Here is a 17,658-nt window from a genome sequence, read left to right as displayed (position 1 = left end):
CGTTATGAGAAAAAGATTCGTTCAATTTTCTTTTGCAGTACTGTATCTAAAGATTTGACAAAACCAGCAAATTCATCGGTAGAAATCATATGAGTAAGAACGAGACGTCTGCCGTCTGGTGTTTCGCCGCATAAGACGAATGAAGAAAATTCATATATTTTGTTTTCTACTACTAATTTTGGATAGGAATACGTGTCGCTTTTCTTCTTCTTTCCATCAATAGAGATGACGTTGCATTTTTTCTCATTGTTGTCCATGATGAATCCCTCCTTTCTATTACTTATGGTAGACAAGGAGGGTTTAGAACAATAGAGAAAGGGGAATTTTTTATGAGTGTAGTAATAGAACCTATTCCGAAAGAAGCGATACCGAAGCCTTTATTATTGCTTGCTGATCCAAGTGAAGGGCAAATTGATACATATGTACAAAGAGGGAAAACATATGTAGCTAAGCAAGAGGGGAGAGTTATCGGTGTATATGTTCTTTTGGAAACAAGGCCTAAGACGATGGAAATTATGAATATTGCGGTTGTAGAGCATTTGCAAGGAAAAGGGATTGGAAAGAAGCTATTAAGTCATGCCATAGAAACTGCTAAAGGATATGGTATGTCAAAACTTGAGGTTGGTACAGGCAATTCTAGTGTTTCACAACTTGCTTTATATCAAAAATGTGGATTTCGTATTTTTTCTATTGATTTTGATTACTTTTCGAAGCATTATGAAGAAGAGATTATTGAAAATGGGATTGTATGCCGTGATATGATTCGGCTTGCAATGGAATTAAATCAGAACGTATAACTTATTTAGGGGGAAGAGAAGATGGAAGTACATAAAGCAATTACAGCACATTCTCGTAAACAAAATGAAAGTGTAAAAGCATGTTTACAATTAGATGCGCAGCGTGAAGCAGCTATTGAAGCAGCCGTATCTCTTGCGTCAAATGGGAAAGAATTTTCGGTTGATGTCATTAATGTTGTAACAAAGCAAATTAATGATCTTGCAAAAAATGGTGTTACACTAGAGCGTAAATATGTTACAGAAGAAATGGTCATGGAGTATGTAAGTCGTTTGCAAGAGAAAGAAGGTCGTTAAAGATGATAGTTACAGTCGAATGGTTACGTGAGCATATAGAAGATGAGAACGTCCGTATAATCGATTGTCGTTTTGATTTAGCGAATCCTAATTGGGGTAGAGAAAAGTATGAAGAAGAACATATTCCTCATGCGTTATATTTTGATTTGAATTTAGATTTATCAAGTCCTATAACAGAACATGGTGGTCGCCACCCGTTGCCAAATATTGAGGAGTTTGCAGACAAGCTTTCGCGAGCTGGTATTGATGAACATACGACAGTGATTGCATATGACAGTCAAGCAGGTGCAAATGCTTCTCGTCTTTGGTGGTTATTAAATTATGTAGGACATGAGAAAATATATATATTAGATGGCGGGTTCCCAGCTTGGAAAGAGAATGGCCTACCGATAACAACGGAAATTCCTGTTGCTAAACGAAAAGCATTCAAAGCAAATGTACAAGATCATATGCTTGTAACGATGGAAACGGTCAAAGAGAATATTCATGCAGGTGCAGATGTTACGTTAATTGATTCTAGAGAGCCAAAACGTTATGCTGGTGTAGAGGAACTTGTTGATCCAAAAGCAGGACATATTCCAACAGCAGTAAACTATTTTTGGAAGGATGGAATGCTGCAATCAGGACAATTTAAGAATGAAGCTCAGCAACAAGAACGATTCCAAAATCTTGCGAAAGATAAGGAAACAATTGTATATTGTGGTTCTGGTGTTACAGCATGTCCGAATATCCTTGCATTGAAATTAGCTGGATTCCAAAATGTTAAATTGTATGCAGGTAGCTGGAGTGATTGGATTTCCTATCCAGAAAATCAAATTGCAAAAGAAGAAGATTAATCACTTGCATGCAAAAATAATTTGTATTAAAATAAGGTCACAAGTAAGAGATTGCTCGAAAAAATTTGTATTTTACACATTAGAAACAATGTGATAATATAACGACAAGTAAATAATACATCCTGCGGTGTACGTAACTTATTTATGTCTAAAACCGATGTTAGTTATACGGAAGCTCAATATTTAGCGACCATCATCAAGCCTTCCTTGTGGAGGAAGATGTACGGTAACTGTGAGGGCATCCACCTGCGAGTAGCGGGTTTTTGGACATTTACGAGGAGCGGCACGTGCGGGGGTCTTATTTCAACTAACATTATATAAAATTCCTACGGTGTACGTAGCTTATGCATGTCTTAAACCAATAAGTTTAATATGGAAGTTCAATATTTAAATGTAGCTAACATGCCATCTTTTTAAGAAGGAAGTTACAAACATTTGTGAGAGCATCCACCTGTGAGAGCAGGTTTATGGACATCTAGAGAGAACGGCATATGTGGGGCTATATAAAAACCTTACGTTTTATACGTAAGGTTTTTTTGTTGCATACATATATTCATGTTATCTCGATTCACCTGTGAAGTTTCCATAATAAATATAGCATTTTCTGTCTTCATCAATCTCTCTTGAATCTAAAGTAAACTCCATATGCATGCCGTCGCGCTGAATATATATGATATCTGAATGAAGAGATGGTAAAATTTCTTCATAGTTCCATACATCTTTACTTTCAATCAAGTTTGAACTCGTATCTTTTAGCTCCCTAATTTCAAAACCGATGTGGAAGTAAGTAGGATCTGAAGGATCGTTAGAGAAAGTTTCTTGTTGAATATATATAACTGCTGTTCCGTCTGGATCTACTGAAGTTGCAGTGACAACATATGTATTTTTATCTTTTATAAAATATTCACAAGTCATGCGTGCGATGATTTCAGAATTAGAAATATTTGCATAGTTCCATAAAGCTGGATACCCTTTCGTTTCATCATTAAGTCGATATTCTAAGCGCATTTTATCCCTCTTCTTCCTTTTTCTTCTACTTTATCATGACATCCTATATAATAGGAATAGAATTTAAAAAGGGGAGTGCGAAGGTGACAAAAACGAAATGGCTAGTTGGTGGTGTGGTAACGTCTTTAATGACTGGTACCTTATTTGGCTGCGCGCAAGATCTTCCCCCAAAACCGAATGATAAAAGTTGTTCAGATTGGGATTGGGATGATGAACTTGGGGTATGGCAGTGTGATGATAGTAGTTCAGGCTATCGTGGGCATTATTTCTATGGTGGGCGATACTATCAAAATAAATCCACTTTTAAAAATTCATCGGCGTTTAAATCGTATCAATCGTCTGCCGAATTTAAAGGGGGAATTGGAAGCGGTTCAAAGGGAGGATTTGGGGGCTAACATATGTCGCAATACATAAGGGATCGAAAAGAGTTTTATTCGAAATATCCGGATTTTTGGTCGGATTTATATGAAAGTGAGTATAGTTTGTTTCATGTTTTCTCTATAACAAATGAGACTAGGAAACAATTGCAATTAGCAACTGAACGAATGGGGAAAATATTTTTTAAGACTGCTAGACTTTTGCGTAATTTACGTGACGAACAGCTTCTTGAACTTGGATTTCCCCCTGCGAGCTTATCATTCATTAGAATGAAAGGATTATATCCTGAATCTGTTATTTCACGATTTGATTTCGTCTTAACAGGTGAAAACCAAATAAAAATGCTTGAGTTTAATAGTGATACACCAACCTTTATTATGGAATGCTTTCAAATGAATGGGGAAGTTTGTAAAAAGCTAGGGTATGATGATCCAAACTTGGGTCAAGAGCGATTGCTATCTTCTGGTGTTACAAAAGCTGTAATGGAAGCGATAAAGGGAATAGACAACCCAAATGTTGTTTTTACAGCACATCATGAACATATTGAGGATTGGAATACGACGATGTATTTGAGTCATTTATGCCATGTTGAAAATAAAGTAGTACCAATGTCAGAACTTAGAATTACAAAAGATGCTTTAGTGGATAGAGATGGAGTAAAGATTGATGTTTTATATCGCCAAACATATCCAATAGAAGATTTAATTGAGGATCAAGATCCAGAAACTGGAGATTTGGTTGGTGTGGAGTTGTTGCAGCTCGTAAAAGCCGGAAAGCTTTTTATTATAAATCCTTTGTCAGCATTTTTACTTCAGCCGAAATCAATTCAGTGTCTTATTTGGGGGCTAGCAGAAGAAGATGCCTTTTATACAAATGAGGAACGAGAGTGGATTAAAGAATATATGTTACCTACATATTTAGAACCAGATTTATTTTTAGGAAAAGGTTCTTTCGTTCAAAAACCTTCATTTGGTAGAGAGGGAGATACAATTACCGTTCGCGATAAGGACGAAAATATTATGATTCAAAATGTACACCAAACGTATAAAGCGTCACTGCCGATATTTCAAAAGTATACAGAACTTCCAGTCGTATCTTTGGAAACAGAGAAAGGGATGGAGAAACTGTCGTATGTATTTGGTTCGTTTTTAATTGCGGGAAAAGCGAGTAGTATCGGTATTCGCGCTGGGGAAAAAATTACGGGTAATGAATCGTACTATTTACCGGTAGGTATAAAAAAGGAGGAAAGTACATGATTAATTTTTTATTATATTTAGCAGTCACACTTGGACTTTTATGCATTGGTCTATTCCTGATGGAAGTGACAACGAAAGTGAAAGAATTTAAGTTAATGGCCCAAGGAAATAAGGCGGTAAGCTATGTGCTTGGAGGGCGATTACTTGGGTTAGCGATTGTTTTATATTCAACCGCAGCTAATTCTATTTCACTTCTTGATATGGTTTCGTGGGGAGCAGTTGGGATTTTAGCTCAAATTATCGTCTTTTATTTAGCTGAGTGGCTTACACCGCGCTTTAATATAAACAAAAGTCTTGAAGAAGATAATCAAGCAGTCGGTCTTTTTCTTATGTTTTTATCGCTTTCCATTGGGATTGTAATTGCTGGATGTATCACTTATTAAGAACTTTACGTTTAAACGTAAAGTTTTTTATTATGTCTACGTTAGTTTGTTATACCTTTTGAAAAAATTGTAGGCTACTGTTGACATCTATTTTAAATAAGAGTAACATTTTCTATGTAATAAAAATAAGTCTCTGTTAGGTGAGGCTCCTGTATAGAGAAATGCTACTGCCCAAAAATGTCGAGAGACGCCAATGGGTCAACAGGAATGATCGAATTAAGGTTTTTCTTAACGTAGCTGGTAATGTACCTATGCTATACAGTGCTAAAACTCGGCGAGGGAGAGGTCCGTAGATTTCTAATTGTATTAGGAATCGTTTATTTGTGTATGTCATGACCTTTACTCTTTTCGGAGTAAGGGTCTTTTTGTTACAAAGCTATGAGTAACATCATAGTATAAACTATAAAATTAAACGAGGAGGTGAGGAGCATGTCAAATTCTGACTCGGTTCCGTTACCCATATACTTCAAATCAAAAATATATGATGTAGGCAGGAAACGACTTGTTCCTCCCTCTATATTTATCATCATGTAGCGTTTATATGTACGTTTAAGCGCTAGACACTTTTACAGTAAAGTGGATAAATCGAGAAACAAAGCGTTTCTTCCTATGTTATAAAGGAGGAGACGATAATATGTTATATGCAAACAAAACTGTGGGTAACACGTCATATAAATTAAGTAAAAAATCAATGAAAGAACAAACATTGCTTCAAAAAAATAAAGATTTATTAATTGAAATCGCAACGAGAGATGTAAAATCTGTATTTGCGTATTTTAAAACAACAAGAGACGGATTATCTATGAAAGAGGCGCAAAAACGTATTCAAGTATACGGCCGAAATGAATTAACTTCAAAAAGAGCGCGTATTGCGGAAGTTATGATGAAGCTAAGTGGAATGATCCCAGGTTTTTCAAAACAACATGTATGTGATAAATCACAATGTGAGAAAATTACTGTGTCTCGAGTAGAATGTTCTAGTGTATCAGGGTTAAACGGTGAATTGAAAATGATGAATTTGCCAGTACAAGAGCTTGTTCCTGGAGATATGATTTTTCTTTCAGAGGGTGATACAGTACCAGCAGATGTACGTATCATCTATGCAAATGATTTATTAGTAAATGAATCTGTGCTAACAGGAAGCGATGCAAGTGTTGAGAAATTTGAAAGCTGCTATCATCTTGAGCGCAAACGATTTATTCCTTTAAAACGAATGAAAGACTATAATCCACTTGAACTAGAAAACGTATGTTTCAAAGGGACGTATATTGTTGGTGGAAATGCAAAAGCTGTAGTTGTTTCGACTGGAAAAAATACGTATTCAGGAATTCTTCATACTTGTTGTAGTAGAACGTCTTAATGTGTAAATGATGCTAAATATACAAAAACAATGTATAATAGACAAAGTTGAAAAACGTAGAATGGTAATCTATTTATATAACCTTACGTGATGACGTGGGGTTATTATTTTTTTGGTAGGAGAGGAATTATGAAAAAAGTATTATTAGTTGATGGTATGGCACTATTATTTCGTGCTTTTTATGCAACAAGCGTCTATGGACAATTTATGAAACGACAAGATGGTACCCCTACAAACGGGATTCATGGTTATATGAAACATTTATTAACAGCTATGCAAGCAATTGAACCGACACACATCGTAACATGCTGGGATATGGGAAGTACAACATTTAGAACAGAATCGTTCTCAAATTATAAAGCGAATCGTGCAGCGCCGCCTGAAGAATTAATTCCGCAATTTGATTTAGTACAAGAAATGACTGCGAAATTGTCTATTCCAGTTATCGGTATGAAAGGGTATGAAGCGGATGATTGCATCGGTACGCTTGCAAAACAATACTGTAATGAAGCAGAAGTTTACATTTTAACAGGTGATACGGATTTACTTCAACTTGTTGATAAGAATGTTACAGTTATGCTTCTGCGCAAAGGAATTGGAAATTACGAGTACTACACACCAGAGAAAATTATGGAAGAAAAAGGTGTGGAACCGTGGCAAATCGTGCACGCAAAAGCTTTCATGGGAGATACGAGCGATAATTACCCAGGTGTAAAAGGTATCGGTGAAAAAACAGCATATAAGCTTATTCAAGAGCATGGTACAGTAGCAACTGTACTAGAAAATGTGGCATCTTTAACGAAAGCACAACGTACGAAGATTGAAAGTGATTTAGAGAATTTAAATATTTCATTACAATTAGCGCAAATTCATTGTGAAGTTCCTATTTCATGTTCACTAGAAGAAGGGTTACACACAATGGATGAAGAAAAACTAAGATTCGTTTGTGAAGAAATGAATTGGGGAAGACCTGAAATATTAATCAATATGCTGTAAATAGTTTATAAAGAAGGATGTTACATGAGTCGAACTTTGACTAGGTGGCACCTTCTTTTTTATTTTGGAAAACAGTGTGTAAGTCAGCGAAAGTATATGAAACTTGGTTAGAAATATATATAAATATTTCGACAAGGTAATTGATATAAGATGGCGTAAATGGCGATTTATGTAATGAAATGAAGCAATTACAAAACTGCTTTAGGAGGATCTCTTTTTTCGTGTTCACAAAGTTGTCAGAAAATAAACGTAATTTTCATATGAAGTTCAAATGGAATTCACAACAATCAATTATTATAAGAACAACCAGATAATTCTTTATCTTTTATCCCACTTTAATGGGCAGTAAGACCCCCACCTCAAAATTCAGCGAAAGCAAAGAAGTTAGGTGGGGGATCAACTGCCCATAAAAGTCCGATTGGTGAAGGCTAATAATCAGTGGGGGATGAAGAAACCCCCCACTGATTAAAGTTTCACTTTATATAAACCATCCCCCAAGGAGGACAATAAAAATGAGAAAAAAAGTGAGAAAATCTTTTAAACAACTATTAATTGAAAATAAACAATCACTATTAAATAATAAAGAAAATATGAAAGAAATTGAAGAGAGAATTGAGAAACGACATGTCGCATATAGTGGCTCTAGCAACTAAATAAAATAAAAAAAGATAGCCGATAAAGGCTATCTTTTTTTGTTTTATATTTAAATAACTATATTCCTCTCTTTAATTTTTGTAAATATACAAGATATTTTCATAGTGTTTTTCTACCAATTTTTTTCATTTTTCGAGGTTGAAATTGGCATATACCAATATAAAAAACTCGCTGTTCATAATATTACAAAAAATGTTACAATACATTCAAAATTACGCTATAAATCATTTTAATATGAAAAATTGGAATGAAAAGAAAGGAGAGGAATATGAATAATGGTGTCGCTTTGAAATGATTATTATCATTTCATTAGGAGTTGATATAAAGCGATGAATAGGTATGAAGAATTGGATTCAATTAGAGGGATTTCTTCATTGGTAGTAATGATTGGTCATCATTTAATGATTTTTTCAGTATTTCAAAATTACAGTTATGAAGATAATAAACCATTTGTTATGTATCTATTAAAAGAAACGCCTGCTCGCTTAATTTTTAGTAGTGGTAACGAATCTGTTATTATCTTTTTTGTTTTGAGTGGATTTGTTTTGTATAGATCCATTCAAAACAACTACGATAGTTATGGGTCGTTCCTTTTAAAACGTATATGCAGAATTTATATTCCATATATCGTAGCAATACTTATAGCTATTTTATGCCAAACTACAATGAGTGAATATGGAATTTCTCATTTAAGTGAATGGTTTAATCGCTCATGGACGATTGAAAGTTCTTTAAGCTTAATTGTGCAGCATATATTATTGGTTGGGAAATATAATACAGATGCATATAACGGCGTAATTTGGTCACTTGTTCATGAAATGCGAATATCAATGATTTTCCCGTTAGTTTTGATGGTTTGTTTACGAAAAACTTTGAGGGGTTCATTATTGTCATTGTTTAGTTTTAGTATATGTTCTGTCTTGATTTTATTATTATTTCACTCAAGTTTGACATTAACTAGTTATGCATTAACTCTACATTACACAGTGCTATTTTTACTAGGAGCACTAGTTGCGAAATATAAAGAAAATGTAATAGTTTTTTATAGTAATCGTACTAAAAATGAGAAAATTGCATGGTTTTTATTTGCGATTTTACTTTATATGTATGAAGGGCTTATTGGAGAAATTAAATTGCTCAATAATTTTATATTTCGAGACTACGTAATAGCGATAAGTGCATGTTTATTTGTCATATTAAGTTTGTCAGTATCAACTTTGTCATCCTTGCTGCGTAATAAATACTTGTTATATTTGGGGAAGATTTCTTACAGTCTTTATTTATACCATATCATATCGTTATTTTCCCTTATATACATGCTCCATGAAATATTGCCGTTGCCTATTATTTTAATTTTTTCACTCGTTTTTTCGTTTATACTTGCAATGCTTTCATATATATTTGTAGAAAAATTTGCATTCAGAGTCGGAAAGTATGTAACAAAGCAAGCGAATAGAAAGAAGAAAGGGTTATCTGTAAAGAATGATTTGCAGAATATGAATCAGACAAAGGCGGTGAAATAATTGAAGCAGGAAATGAGTATAAAAGATTTTCAACAATTATTGAAAAGAAGATTCGTAACGATCATTTTAACAATGAGTTGTTTAACAGCTTCTTTAGTTCTTATCTCTATGTACGTATTAAAGCCTTCGTATCAATATTCAACGCAAATTCTCGTTGGGAATTTAGACGGGTTTAATAAGGAGAATGCGATGAATAAAACACAGGAAAATAAGCAGCTTGTAACGTCGTATGTTGATATTTTAAAAAGCCCACTTATTATTTCAACAGTCAAAAAGACTTTAAAATTAGAGCAATCAAGTTATGAATTAGCTCAAAAGATTTCAGTGGTGAATATGGACAATTCACAAATTGTTACTGTTACAGTGAAAGGTTCGGATCCTACAATCGTAAAAGAAATTGTAAAGTCATTGGCAGAACAATCTCAAAAAAGCTTTCAACAGTATACGAATGTACAGGGGATAAAGATATTAACTGATCCTGAGTTACAGGAAAAAGCTGAAAAGTTGTTTCCGAAATTTCAACTTATCATCCCTATCTCTTTAATTGTTAGTTTTTTTGTTGGGGTAGGTTTAGCTGTATTTCGAGATTATTTTGATGAGCGTATATACGTGGAGCAAGATTTGGAGAAAATAACAACAATTCCTGTTATTGGTTACATAAATATGAAACCGAAAAGAAAAAAGAAATCTACAGAAATTGATACGAAATCATCTATATATCGAGGTGAACATGTCGATGTTTAAGACGAAGAAAAAGCTGCCATTTGATCCTCATGATGCTCTAATGAAAGAGCAGTTTTATACGGTGTATCATGAGCTGAAAAAATCGGGGAAACAAGTGTTCACAGTAAGTTCAACAAAGGATAGAGGCGTTGTTGCTTCGCTTATAGTAAATATAGGTCTAGTGTTTGCGGAAATGAAAAAAAAGGTGCTACTTATCGATGTGAATTTTTCTGATCCTAAATTACATCTACTATTACAAAGCAATTATACGAAAACAGTGAACGATATAATAAGTGATGCCCCTTGTAGTTATGAATCTTTTTCTAGTAATTTATCTAAATACTTATATTGTATTCCAGCCCAAAAAACAGTACACAGTGGTACGCCTTTAGTTACTACGGATGAATTTGATCATGTAATTGCGAAGTGGAAAGAAGATTTTGATTACATTTTCTTGTATTCCTCTGAAGTATTTGAGCTTCCTGCTACGCACATGATTGCAGGGAAGTGCGATGGAGTAATTTTAGCAGTCAAGAGGCGAAAAGATTCTCTGCGTACCGTGCAAAAAGTAATAGCGGATATAAAGCGGAAAGAATGTGAATTAATAGGTATAGTTTTATATTCTTGAATGTGGGGGTAACGATCTATGATTCGTGAAACAAATCAAGCCAAGTTGTATATGATTCCGGCCCAAGAAAAGACCAGTATTTTGAATCGAAGTATAAAGCGCTTGTTTGATATTATATTTTCACTCATATTGTTACTATTAACGCTACCAATTATGTTGTTCTTTTGTATTATGATTGTTTTTGAAACAGCAGGAGCTCCAATTTATTTTCAAGAACGTTTAGGGATGAACGGGAAGAAATTTAATGTATTTAAATTAAGGTCGATGGTAAAAGATGCTGAAATAAATGGGCCACAATGGGCAGATGAAAATGATTCAAGAATTACTAAAGTTGGAGCATTTATAAGAAAAACGAGAATTGATGAGTTGCCGCAACTTTTAAATATTTTAAAAGGTGAGATGTCTTTTGTTGGCCCTAGACCAGAGAGAGAGTATTTTTATAAACAATTTGATGCGTATATTCCAGAATTTAAAAGTCGCTTAATTGTGAAACCAGGGCTAACAGGATGGGCACAAATAAATGGAGGGTATAATCTTGATCCGAAAGAAAAGTTGAAATGGGACATGGAGTATATTGAAATGAAAACGATTAAGATGGACGTTCGTATTTTATGTAAAACCGTTTTAATAGTATTTAACGGTAATGGTGCAAGATAAATATATGTAAGTAGGTTGCTTGCAAAGGAGAACAGGTATGGGTAGATCTATTTTAAATAATATTATCCATCTATTTTATAGCACGATTTTAGCTAATCTTCTTCAGGCTGTGAGTTTAATTGCTTTAGCAAATTTTTTTAATGCACAAAATTATGGGATGTTTAGTGTTGCCATAGCAGTGACGTTTGTTATGTTATTTTTTACAGATTTAGGACTTACGAATACGTTTCTTCGAGAAGGCGCAAAAGATGGAGTAGATTTAGAGACGATTTTATCATCGTATATAAAAGTAAGGATGATTCTACTTATATGTATTTCTATAATCGGCTATATTGCTATTCATTATATGTATGCGGATAGAAATTTAATTTACATGATGATAAACGTAATGTTTTTCATGTTAATAGGATTAACTTGGCAAAATATAGGGATTGCCTACTTTCAGCTGACGGAGCGTATGAAGTATATAGCGCTTATTAAAGTGGTATCAGCGATAGTTGTCATTATCATTACATGTTTTTGTATTTTCGGAGAGTTACCAGTTTATATAACTGCTCGTTTATATGGATTTGGTTATATGATCGGTGGTGTATTCAGTATATATGTAATGAAAAGAAAGGCGAGTATGAATATGAAAGTCGTAATTCATAAAGCGTTATTTTGGCAATTGCCGCCTTTTATTATTAGTGGTTTTTTAATAATGAGTACGCCACAATTAGCACCTATCTTACTTAACTATACATTGCCATTAAGTATGGTAGGTGTTTTCGCGGTGGCGTATCGGATGCCAGCAGCTTTATATCAAGTACCAGGGGTAATTGCAGGGGCATTTTATCCAGTGCTCTTTAAGCATTATAATCAGAATAAAATAGAAGAGCACACGAAATTAAACTTACTTCAAATAAAATCAATGGCGATTGTGGGAATATGTATGACGATAGGTTTATATCATTTAGCGCCATATTTTATTTCTATATTTTTTCATGAGGAATGGAGAAATGCAGTAGAACCACTTCAAATATTATCATTTCTCATTGTGCTGCAAAGTTTAAATATTGCTATAGCTGACGGCTTAACGACGAGTGGACATCAAAATAAAAGAACGTTTGTACAATGTATAGCATTAGTGATAGGTGGGATTATGCTTTATAGCCTGAGTAGCATTGGTGGAGTGATAGGGGCGGCTTATGCTATGGTTTTATTTGAAATTGTAGCTTTAGTTGGATATATAGCAGTAAGTGCAGTGAAGGGGAAAATTGTATTTCAAATTGTTATACCTTATACAATTTATTTTGGCGTAACTTTTATTGGAGTGCAATATATATTGCATGCATATCATTTCATTGCGCTCGTTCTTAATACGTTAATCGTAATAGTTGGTATATTCCTATATGATTATGAGCTGAAAAAACTTCTTCTTTCGTTTATAAGAAAAACACGCAAAAAGGATTATATTACGAAACAGGGGATATAGCCTATGGAAAATAATATGAAAATATCGATGAAATGGATTATGCTCTTAATATTATTTGTCATGTTAAGTAAATACAACATATATATTGGGTTTTCATTGAAGATATATATGATTTTTTTAGTCATCTATTTTTGTTTAACAGTTAAAAACTTTCATATTCAGAAGCTATATTTTCATGAAATTGTATTTTTACTATTTTATTTCATCTATTGTTTCAGTGGAGTTTTTTCTATATATTTACATGCTAGTATTCGTATGATTTTTGGTGTGCTACTTGTTTTAGGGTGTTATTTTATAATGAGAAATTTAGTAGGAAATGTTGGAATAGCAACACTGGAATCATCTATTGCCTATGTAGGATTAGTATTTAATATTGTAAGCCTAATACTGTATATAGTCGGTTTACAGCACTTTGGATTATACGGTGGAGAAGAAAGGGAAATTTTTGCGGGGCTATTAGTTGATAGAGGGTATCCAAGATTAATTGGTTTGTTAGATGATCCTAACATTTTTATTTTTTATAATACAATATTTTTTATGTATTATATGACAAATCTACATAATGTGACGAACATTTTTGGATTGATTTTATGTGTTACGACAAGTTTATTAACTTTTTCAAGAGGAGGAATATTAGCACTCGTACTTGTCGTTTTTGTATATGTATGTACATCTAGTTTTGCAAAAAAAATAAAAATAATAATGAGTTTACTATTGTTTGGCGTAGTAATTTTTAGTTTATCGAATAGTGTAATGGGTGGCCAATTGGATGACATATTGAATAAGCGAATTTCTGATTTTTCACACGATAATGGAAGTGGTAGATTTATGTTATGGGAAGCTGCTTTTAAATATTATTTATCCAATCCATATATCGGAATCGGCGCGTTTAATTTTTCGAATTATTATGAGTTTCAATTTAATGAAAAATTATATGTACACAATACATTTTTAGAAATTTTGTCTGAATCAGGTACAATTGGTTTTCTTTTATATAGCGCTTTCTTATTCATATTAATGTTCAAGTTAACACAGTATACTCTGTTTCGTGAAAAACCGTATCTTTTATTGACTATGATTGCATTTTTATTTCAGATGATGTCATTGTCACTCATTATTAACGAAGCGTTCTTTTTATTTTTAGCAATTGTTGTGAAGTACATTTCAATATATGAAGGAAGGGGAAAGGTAGATGGTAAAATGTCTATCAGCACATAATAAGGCGCCTCATGTTTCTGTAATAACACCTTCTTATAATAGTATCCAATTTATAGGTGAGACGGTTTTATCTGTACAAAATCAATCATATGAAAATTGGGAAATGATTATCGTTGATGATGCTTCAACTGACCAATCTCTTGAAAAAATTAAAGAGCTAATAGAAGGGGACTCGCGTATTAGGGTATTATCATTAAAAGAAAATGTTGGTGCTGCTAAAGCTCGGAATTTAGCGATTGCAGAGGCAAGAGGAAGGTATATTGCTTTTTTAGATAGTGATGATATATGGTTGCCACATAAATTGCAGACGCAATTATTATTTATGGAAGAAACGAATGCGGCCTTTTCATATGCAGCGTATCGTTTAATCGATGAAAACGGTAATGAACTAAATCGAGAAGTGAATGTACCAAAATCTGTTGACTATCATCGTTTGGCAGGGAATACAATTATCGGTTGTTTAACGGTAATGATTGATCGTGAAAAAATTCCGCATATTGAAATGCCTAATGTGCAGCCAGAAGATACAGCGCTATGGCTGAATTTATTACATGAAGGGTATGAAGCGAAAGGAATACAGCAAGTGTTAGCGAAGTATAGAATTGTAGAAAATTCTGTTTCGAGAAATAAAATGAGAGCGGCTTTTCGGTATTGGAAATTATTAAAGGAGCAAAAAAGATTGAATGCAGTGCAAATTTTTTACTATTTTAGTAAGTATGCTTTTCATGCCTATAGAAAAAATAAAATCAATGTAGTTGGGAAGACGCAATTATGAATATATTGTTGATGACAGACAAATTGATAACTGGAGGAGCTGAAAGTTATTTCTGTAAATTGGAAAGCAATTTGCGTGATGAGAACTTTACAGTTTATACAGCTGCAGGTGATGGAGAACTATATGAATCTCTTACTAGAAAAGAAAATTTTATGTTGCTTAGTCGATGGAATCATTTAGGGAATATTTATTGCTTGCGAAGAGAAATATGTGAACGAAAGATAGAAATTATTCATGCAAATAGTTTACGAATGGTGTTATATTCATTTCTACTTCAAAAGTTTATGAAAAAAAAGATAAAAGTCGTGTATACGAAACATAATGTAACGATATTAGAAAAGAAAATGCCAATTCTTTTTCGTTATTTCATGAATAAATATGTGAACAATATTATTACAGTAAGTGAGTTTGAAAAAAATAATTTAATTTCAATGCATGTAGCTGCAGAAAAAATAAAGACGATTTATAACGGTGTGGATATTGAAAAGTTTTTATTCCGGCAGAAAAAGACAGAATCTACTTATAATGTAGGGATATTAGCTAGATTATCCAAAGAAAAAAACCATCAACTATTTGTAAAAATTGCAAATGTGTTGAAAAAGAGAGATGATTTTAAGTTTTATATTGCTGGTGATGGACCAGAGAAAGAGTCTATTATGAAAGAAATAGAAAAGTATGGATTGCAGCAAAATGTAAAGATGTTAGGTAATATTTCGGAACCACATGGATTTATAGGAAATATGGATGCCTTACTTTTATTATCTTTTCGAGAAGTGTTTCCGATGGTGGTAATTGAAGCGATGGCGACAGGGACACCAATTATTTCAATAGATGTCGGCGGAATAAATGAAGCGGTAATAGATGGAGAATCAGGTGTTTTGGTATCTGAATATTGCGAATTAATATTTGTAAGTGCGCTTGAGGAGTTAAAAGAGAATGAAGAAAAGGTGAATGGTATTAGACTGAAAGCACGAGAGAAAGCAGAGAGAGATTTCTCGTTAACTAAAATGATAGAAGAAACGAAAGATTTATATGAATTAAACAAATGACTGTAGAAGTCGTTTGTTTTTTTTATTATAGAAACTTTTAAGATAAAACTCACATATTATATGAAAAAGGTAATATGAGGAGTGAATTTGTTTTGACAGAGTATATTTCATCACAAGAAGATTGTGTACCTGAAAATAGTGTCCATATTGATTGTTTTGGTGCAGTTCCGAACTCGGGAAATGATAGTTCAATAGCGATTCAACAAGCGATTGAATATTGTGTATCGAATCGGATTTCCACTGTAAGAATTACAGGCGTAAATACGTACAAAATTGTAAAGCCGATTATTATTAAATCAAATGTAAGATTAGAGCTTGATCCTACTGTTACGTTGCAAATTGATGGAGATTTTAATGCGTTTGAACTGCAACAAAATGCGTCTATAACAGGTGGTACAGTTCAAGTTATAAATCCACTGTTTCAATCCGCAGTTATTTATGTTTCCGGTTCACAACAAATAGAAGTTCCTAATCACTCTCTTATATCAAATATAAATATAATAAATGCAACGTCGTCATATAAAGGAAAGGCTATACACTTTTATTGTCAAAAAGCATGGGATTATATTAGTTTCTTTCAAGTTAACTTTATTCAAATTAAAAACTTTCAAACTGCAATACATTTAAAGACAGAATTTATAGATGATATAAATACACCGTGCTGGATTAATGCAAATGTATTTCAATCTATATTTATTGATGGATGTCAGTATGGGATAGAAGTAGATGGAAATAGTGATTTGCCAAATGAAAGTTCAGGTAATACATTTCATGATATTCAAGTACAATGTAGACAGCAAACGAAAAAAGTAATTCGTTGTACGGGTGCCTATAATACATTTGATTGTATGATTTGGGATACGTACCGGATGAGTAGCGAACCGATTGTCATTGAATTTTCTTCTAATTCACATCGTAACTACCTTTTTTCGAATTTACTTTCCACAACTATTGTAGATAAAGGACAATACAATGTTTGTAAGTCTACCTATGAAGAATCTCTTCGGATTCAGTTGCCGATTACGTTAAATAAACCTCATTTAATAGGGAACCAAGATGATATTTTAGTAAACGCTCAGCAGAAGTATACTGTTAAGCAAGCAAGTGGGAAATTACCTTACGGGGGGAATCTCGCGAATTGCTTTAATTTAATAGATGAACAAAGTGTAAATTATATCGATGTTCTAGATAGTAATCCAGTTGTGATCGAACTAGATTTTACAAAAAATCCAATCAAAATGTTAAATTGTTTTGGCATGTATTTTGGATGGGGAGAGAGTCCAAAGAAAATTAAAATTGAATATGCATTAAGCGCAACTGGAAATTGGGTTGTTGCATTAGACGTTCCATTAAATGTAGGTGATACAATTATATCGAATATGAAGGCGAGTCAGTTATATAAAATAAGAATTACACTCAGTGGTTACGTTCAAGATCATAAGCGTTTTCGAATTAATCGTATGTTTGCAAGGTCTTCTATGGAAAATGGGAACGCTTGGTTAGCAACAACAGGCGGAAAAATGTTTGGAGATATTGAAATAGAGGCAAGTAAAGGTATCGTTATGAAGACTACTAGTGGAGTGAAATGGAAAGTGACTATTAATGAGGCCGGCCAACTTATTACAACTAAAATAACTTGAGATGATGAT

Annotated in this window: 20 protein-coding genes, 2 other RNA genes and 1 riboswitch; of the genes, 20 read left to right on the top strand and 2 right to left on the bottom strand. The window is 33.3% G+C overall.

Going from position 1 to position 17,658, the window contains the following annotated elements; translation table 11 throughout:
• Positions 1-2 precede the first annotated feature (2 nt).
• Positions 3-257, bottom strand: a complete 255-nt coding sequence (locus ACUXEY_RS13335) for a DUF3931 domain-containing protein (RefSeq protein WP_061666875.1) — start codon at positions 255-257, stop codon at positions 3-5.
• Positions 258-329: 72 nt separating this feature from the next.
• Here ACUXEY_RS13335 and ACUXEY_RS13330 point away from each other — a divergent pair, with 72 nt between their 5' ends.
• The 5 genes from ACUXEY_RS13330 (at position 330) to ssrS (ACUXEY_RS13310) (ending at position 2,431) form a co-directional block, all read left to right on the top strand.
• The gene (locus ACUXEY_RS13330; RefSeq protein WP_461300909.1) at positions 330-797 is read left to right on the top strand and encodes a GNAT family N-acetyltransferase; all 468 of its coding nucleotides are present in this window, start codon (positions 330-332) and stop codon (positions 795-797) included.
• A gap of 21 nt (positions 798-818) precedes the next feature.
• A complete protein-coding gene (locus ACUXEY_RS13325) occupies positions 819-1,091 on the top strand; it encodes a YpbS family protein (RefSeq protein WP_000451816.1) in 273 nt (90 codons plus the stop codon).
• 2 nt (positions 1,092-1,093) lie between these two features.
• Positions 1,094-1,927, top strand: a complete 834-nt coding sequence (locus tag ACUXEY_RS13320; RefSeq protein WP_429602198.1) for a sulfurtransferase — start codon at positions 1,094-1,096, stop codon at positions 1,925-1,927.
• 116 nt (positions 1,928-2,043) lie between these two features.
• A non-coding RNA gene (ssrS, locus tag ACUXEY_RS13315) (6S RNA) lies at positions 2,044-2,226 on the top strand.
• A 21-nt stretch (positions 2,227-2,247) separates the two neighbouring features.
• Positions 2,248-2,431: non-coding RNA, 6S RNA (gene ssrS / locus ACUXEY_RS13310), on the top strand.
• 54 nt (positions 2,432-2,485) lie between these two features.
• Here the strand turns inward: ssrS (ACUXEY_RS13310) and ACUXEY_RS13305 are convergent.
• Positions 2,486-2,935, bottom strand: a complete 450-nt coding sequence (locus ACUXEY_RS13305; protein WP_001235514.1) for a hypothetical protein — start codon at positions 2,933-2,935, stop codon at positions 2,486-2,488.
• 83 nt (positions 2,936-3,018) lie between these two features.
• Here ACUXEY_RS13305 and ACUXEY_RS13300 point away from each other — a divergent pair, with 83 nt between their 5' ends.
• The 15 genes from ACUXEY_RS13300 (at position 3,019) to ACUXEY_RS13230 (ending at position 17,649) form a co-directional block, all read left to right on the top strand.
• Positions 3,019-3,330, top strand: a complete 312-nt coding sequence (locus tag ACUXEY_RS13300; RefSeq protein WP_000169021.1) for a hypothetical protein — start codon at positions 3,019-3,021, stop codon at positions 3,328-3,330.
• A gap of 3 nt (positions 3,331-3,333) precedes the next feature.
• Positions 3,334-4,569, top strand: a complete 1,236-nt coding sequence (locus tag ACUXEY_RS13295) for a glutathionylspermidine synthase family protein (protein WP_461300908.1) — start codon at positions 3,334-3,336, stop codon at positions 4,567-4,569.
• A complete protein-coding gene (locus ACUXEY_RS13290; RefSeq protein WP_000606860.1) occupies positions 4,566-4,952 on the top strand; it encodes a DUF350 domain-containing protein in 387 nt (128 codons plus the stop codon). The genes ACUXEY_RS13295 and ACUXEY_RS13290 overlap by 4 nt, the downstream gene beginning before the upstream one ends.
• Before the next feature lie 125 nt (positions 4,953-5,077).
• A riboswitch (M-box (ykoK) riboswitch) is annotated at positions 5,078-5,243 on the top strand.
• Between the two features lie 343 nt (positions 5,244-5,586).
• The gene (locus tag ACUXEY_RS13285) at positions 5,587-6,312 is read left to right on the top strand and encodes a P-type ATPase (RefSeq protein ID WP_088315193.1); all 726 of its coding nucleotides are present in this window, start codon (positions 5,587-5,589) and stop codon (positions 6,310-6,312) included.
• Between the two features lie 129 nt (positions 6,313-6,441).
• A complete protein-coding gene (locus ACUXEY_RS13280) occupies positions 6,442-7,308 on the top strand; it encodes a 5'-3' exonuclease (RefSeq protein WP_048527107.1) in 867 nt (288 codons plus the stop codon).
• A 512-nt stretch (positions 7,309-7,820) separates the two neighbouring features.
• A complete protein-coding gene (locus ACUXEY_RS13275; RefSeq protein WP_048527108.1) occupies positions 7,821-7,961 on the top strand; it encodes an FbpB family small basic protein in 141 nt (46 codons plus the stop codon).
• A 330-nt stretch (positions 7,962-8,291) separates the two neighbouring features.
• On the top strand, positions 8,292-9,485 hold the full coding sequence (locus tag ACUXEY_RS13270) for an acyltransferase family protein (protein ID WP_166688507.1): 1,194 nt from the start codon (positions 8,292-8,294) through the stop codon (positions 9,483-9,485).
• The gene (locus ACUXEY_RS13265; protein WP_461300907.1) at positions 9,486-10,229 is read left to right on the top strand and encodes a YveK family protein; all 744 of its coding nucleotides are present in this window, start codon (positions 9,486-9,488) and stop codon (positions 10,227-10,229) included.
• The gene (locus tag ACUXEY_RS13260; protein WP_048527111.1) at positions 10,216-10,836 is read left to right on the top strand and encodes a CpsD/CapB family tyrosine-protein kinase; all 621 of its coding nucleotides are present in this window, start codon (positions 10,216-10,218) and stop codon (positions 10,834-10,836) included. Before ACUXEY_RS13265 ends, ACUXEY_RS13260 begins: the two co-directional genes overlap by 14 nt.
• A gap of 18 nt (positions 10,837-10,854) precedes the next feature.
• Positions 10,855-11,493 (top strand): sugar transferase, encoded by a 639-nt coding sequence (locus ACUXEY_RS13255; protein ID WP_341013716.1) that lies wholly within the window; start codon positions 10,855-10,857, stop codon positions 11,491-11,493.
• A gap of 37 nt (positions 11,494-11,530) precedes the next feature.
• Positions 11,531-12,967 carry an oligosaccharide flippase family protein gene (locus ACUXEY_RS13250; RefSeq protein ID WP_461300906.1) on the top strand — a complete coding sequence of 479 codons (1,437 nt, stop codon included), beginning with the start codon at positions 11,531-11,533 and terminating at the stop codon, positions 12,965-12,967.
• 3 nt (positions 12,968-12,970) lie between these two features.
• The gene (locus ACUXEY_RS13245) at positions 12,971-14,185 is read left to right on the top strand and encodes an O-antigen ligase family protein (RefSeq protein WP_461300905.1); all 1,215 of its coding nucleotides are present in this window, start codon (positions 12,971-12,973) and stop codon (positions 14,183-14,185) included.
• Positions 14,160-14,960, top strand: coding sequence for a glycosyltransferase family 2 protein (locus ACUXEY_RS13240; RefSeq protein ID WP_461300904.1), 801 nt, complete (start codon positions 14,160-14,162; stop codon positions 14,958-14,960). Before ACUXEY_RS13245 ends, ACUXEY_RS13240 begins: the two co-directional genes overlap by 26 nt.
• Positions 14,957-16,009 carry a glycosyltransferase family 4 protein gene (locus tag ACUXEY_RS13235; RefSeq protein WP_461300903.1) on the top strand — a complete coding sequence of 351 codons (1,053 nt, stop codon included), beginning with the start codon at positions 14,957-14,959 and terminating at the stop codon, positions 16,007-16,009. The genes ACUXEY_RS13240 and ACUXEY_RS13235 overlap by 4 nt, the downstream gene beginning before the upstream one ends.
• Positions 16,010-16,101: 92 nt before the next feature.
• The gene (locus ACUXEY_RS13230) at positions 16,102-17,649 is read left to right on the top strand and encodes a hypothetical protein (protein ID WP_461300902.1); all 1,548 of its coding nucleotides are present in this window, start codon (positions 16,102-16,104) and stop codon (positions 17,647-17,649) included.
• The last annotated feature ends 9 nt before the right edge of the window (positions 17,650-17,658 follow it).

It is taken from the genome of Bacillus sp. F9_6S_D1_P_5, assembly GCF_054823925.1.
The sequence above is the reverse complement of the archived record's forward strand: the minus strand, read 5'-3'. Positions and strand labels throughout refer to the sequence as shown.

What these genes read in the sequence shown, in the direction of transcription:
- ACUXEY_RS13335 (WP_061666875.1), bottom strand. Translation starts at nt 257, where the DNA reads ATGGACAACAATGAGAAAAAATGCAACGTCATCTCTATTGATGGAAAG.
- ACUXEY_RS13330 (WP_461300909.1), top strand. Translation starts at nt 330, where the DNA reads ATGAGTGTAGTAATAGAACCTATTCCGAAAGAAGCGATACCGAAGCCT.
- ACUXEY_RS13325 (WP_000451816.1), top strand. Translation starts at nt 819, where the DNA reads ATGGAAGTACATAAAGCAATTACAGCACATTCTCGTAAACAAAATGAA.
- ACUXEY_RS13320 (WP_429602198.1), top strand. Translation starts at nt 1,094, where the DNA reads ATGATAGTTACAGTCGAATGGTTACGTGAGCATATAGAAGATGAGAAC.
- ACUXEY_RS13305 (WP_001235514.1), bottom strand. Translation starts at nt 2,935, where the DNA reads ATGCGCTTAGAATATCGACTTAATGATGAAACGAAAGGGTATCCAGCT.
- ACUXEY_RS13295 (WP_461300908.1), top strand. Translation starts at nt 3,334, where the DNA reads ATGTCGCAATACATAAGGGATCGAAAAGAGTTTTATTCGAAATATCCG.
- ACUXEY_RS13290 (WP_000606860.1), top strand. Translation starts at nt 4,566, where the DNA reads ATGATTAATTTTTTATTATATTTAGCAGTCACACTTGGACTTTTATGC.
- ACUXEY_RS13285 (WP_088315193.1), top strand. Translation starts at nt 5,587, where the DNA reads ATGTTATATGCAAACAAAACTGTGGGTAACACGTCATATAAATTAAGT.
- ACUXEY_RS13280 (WP_048527107.1), top strand. Translation starts at nt 6,442, where the DNA reads ATGAAAAAAGTATTATTAGTTGATGGTATGGCACTATTATTTCGTGCT.
- ACUXEY_RS13275 (WP_048527108.1), top strand. Translation starts at nt 7,821, where the DNA reads ATGAGAAAAAAAGTGAGAAAATCTTTTAAACAACTATTAATTGAAAAT.
- ACUXEY_RS13270 (WP_166688507.1), top strand. Translation starts at nt 8,292, where the DNA reads ATGAATAGGTATGAAGAATTGGATTCAATTAGAGGGATTTCTTCATTG.
- ACUXEY_RS13260 (WP_048527111.1), top strand. Translation starts at nt 10,216, where the DNA reads ATGTCGATGTTTAAGACGAAGAAAAAGCTGCCATTTGATCCTCATGAT.
- ACUXEY_RS13255 (WP_341013716.1), top strand. Translation starts at nt 10,855, where the DNA reads ATGATTCGTGAAACAAATCAAGCCAAGTTGTATATGATTCCGGCCCAA.
- ACUXEY_RS13250 (WP_461300906.1), top strand. Translation starts at nt 11,531, where the DNA reads ATGGGTAGATCTATTTTAAATAATATTATCCATCTATTTTATAGCACG.
- ACUXEY_RS13245 (WP_461300905.1), top strand. Translation starts at nt 12,971, where the DNA reads ATGGAAAATAATATGAAAATATCGATGAAATGGATTATGCTCTTAATA.
- ACUXEY_RS13240 (WP_461300904.1), top strand. Translation starts at nt 14,160, where the DNA reads ATGGTAAAATGTCTATCAGCACATAATAAGGCGCCTCATGTTTCTGTA.
- ACUXEY_RS13235 (WP_461300903.1), top strand. Translation starts at nt 14,957, where the DNA reads ATGAATATATTGTTGATGACAGACAAATTGATAACTGGAGGAGCTGAA.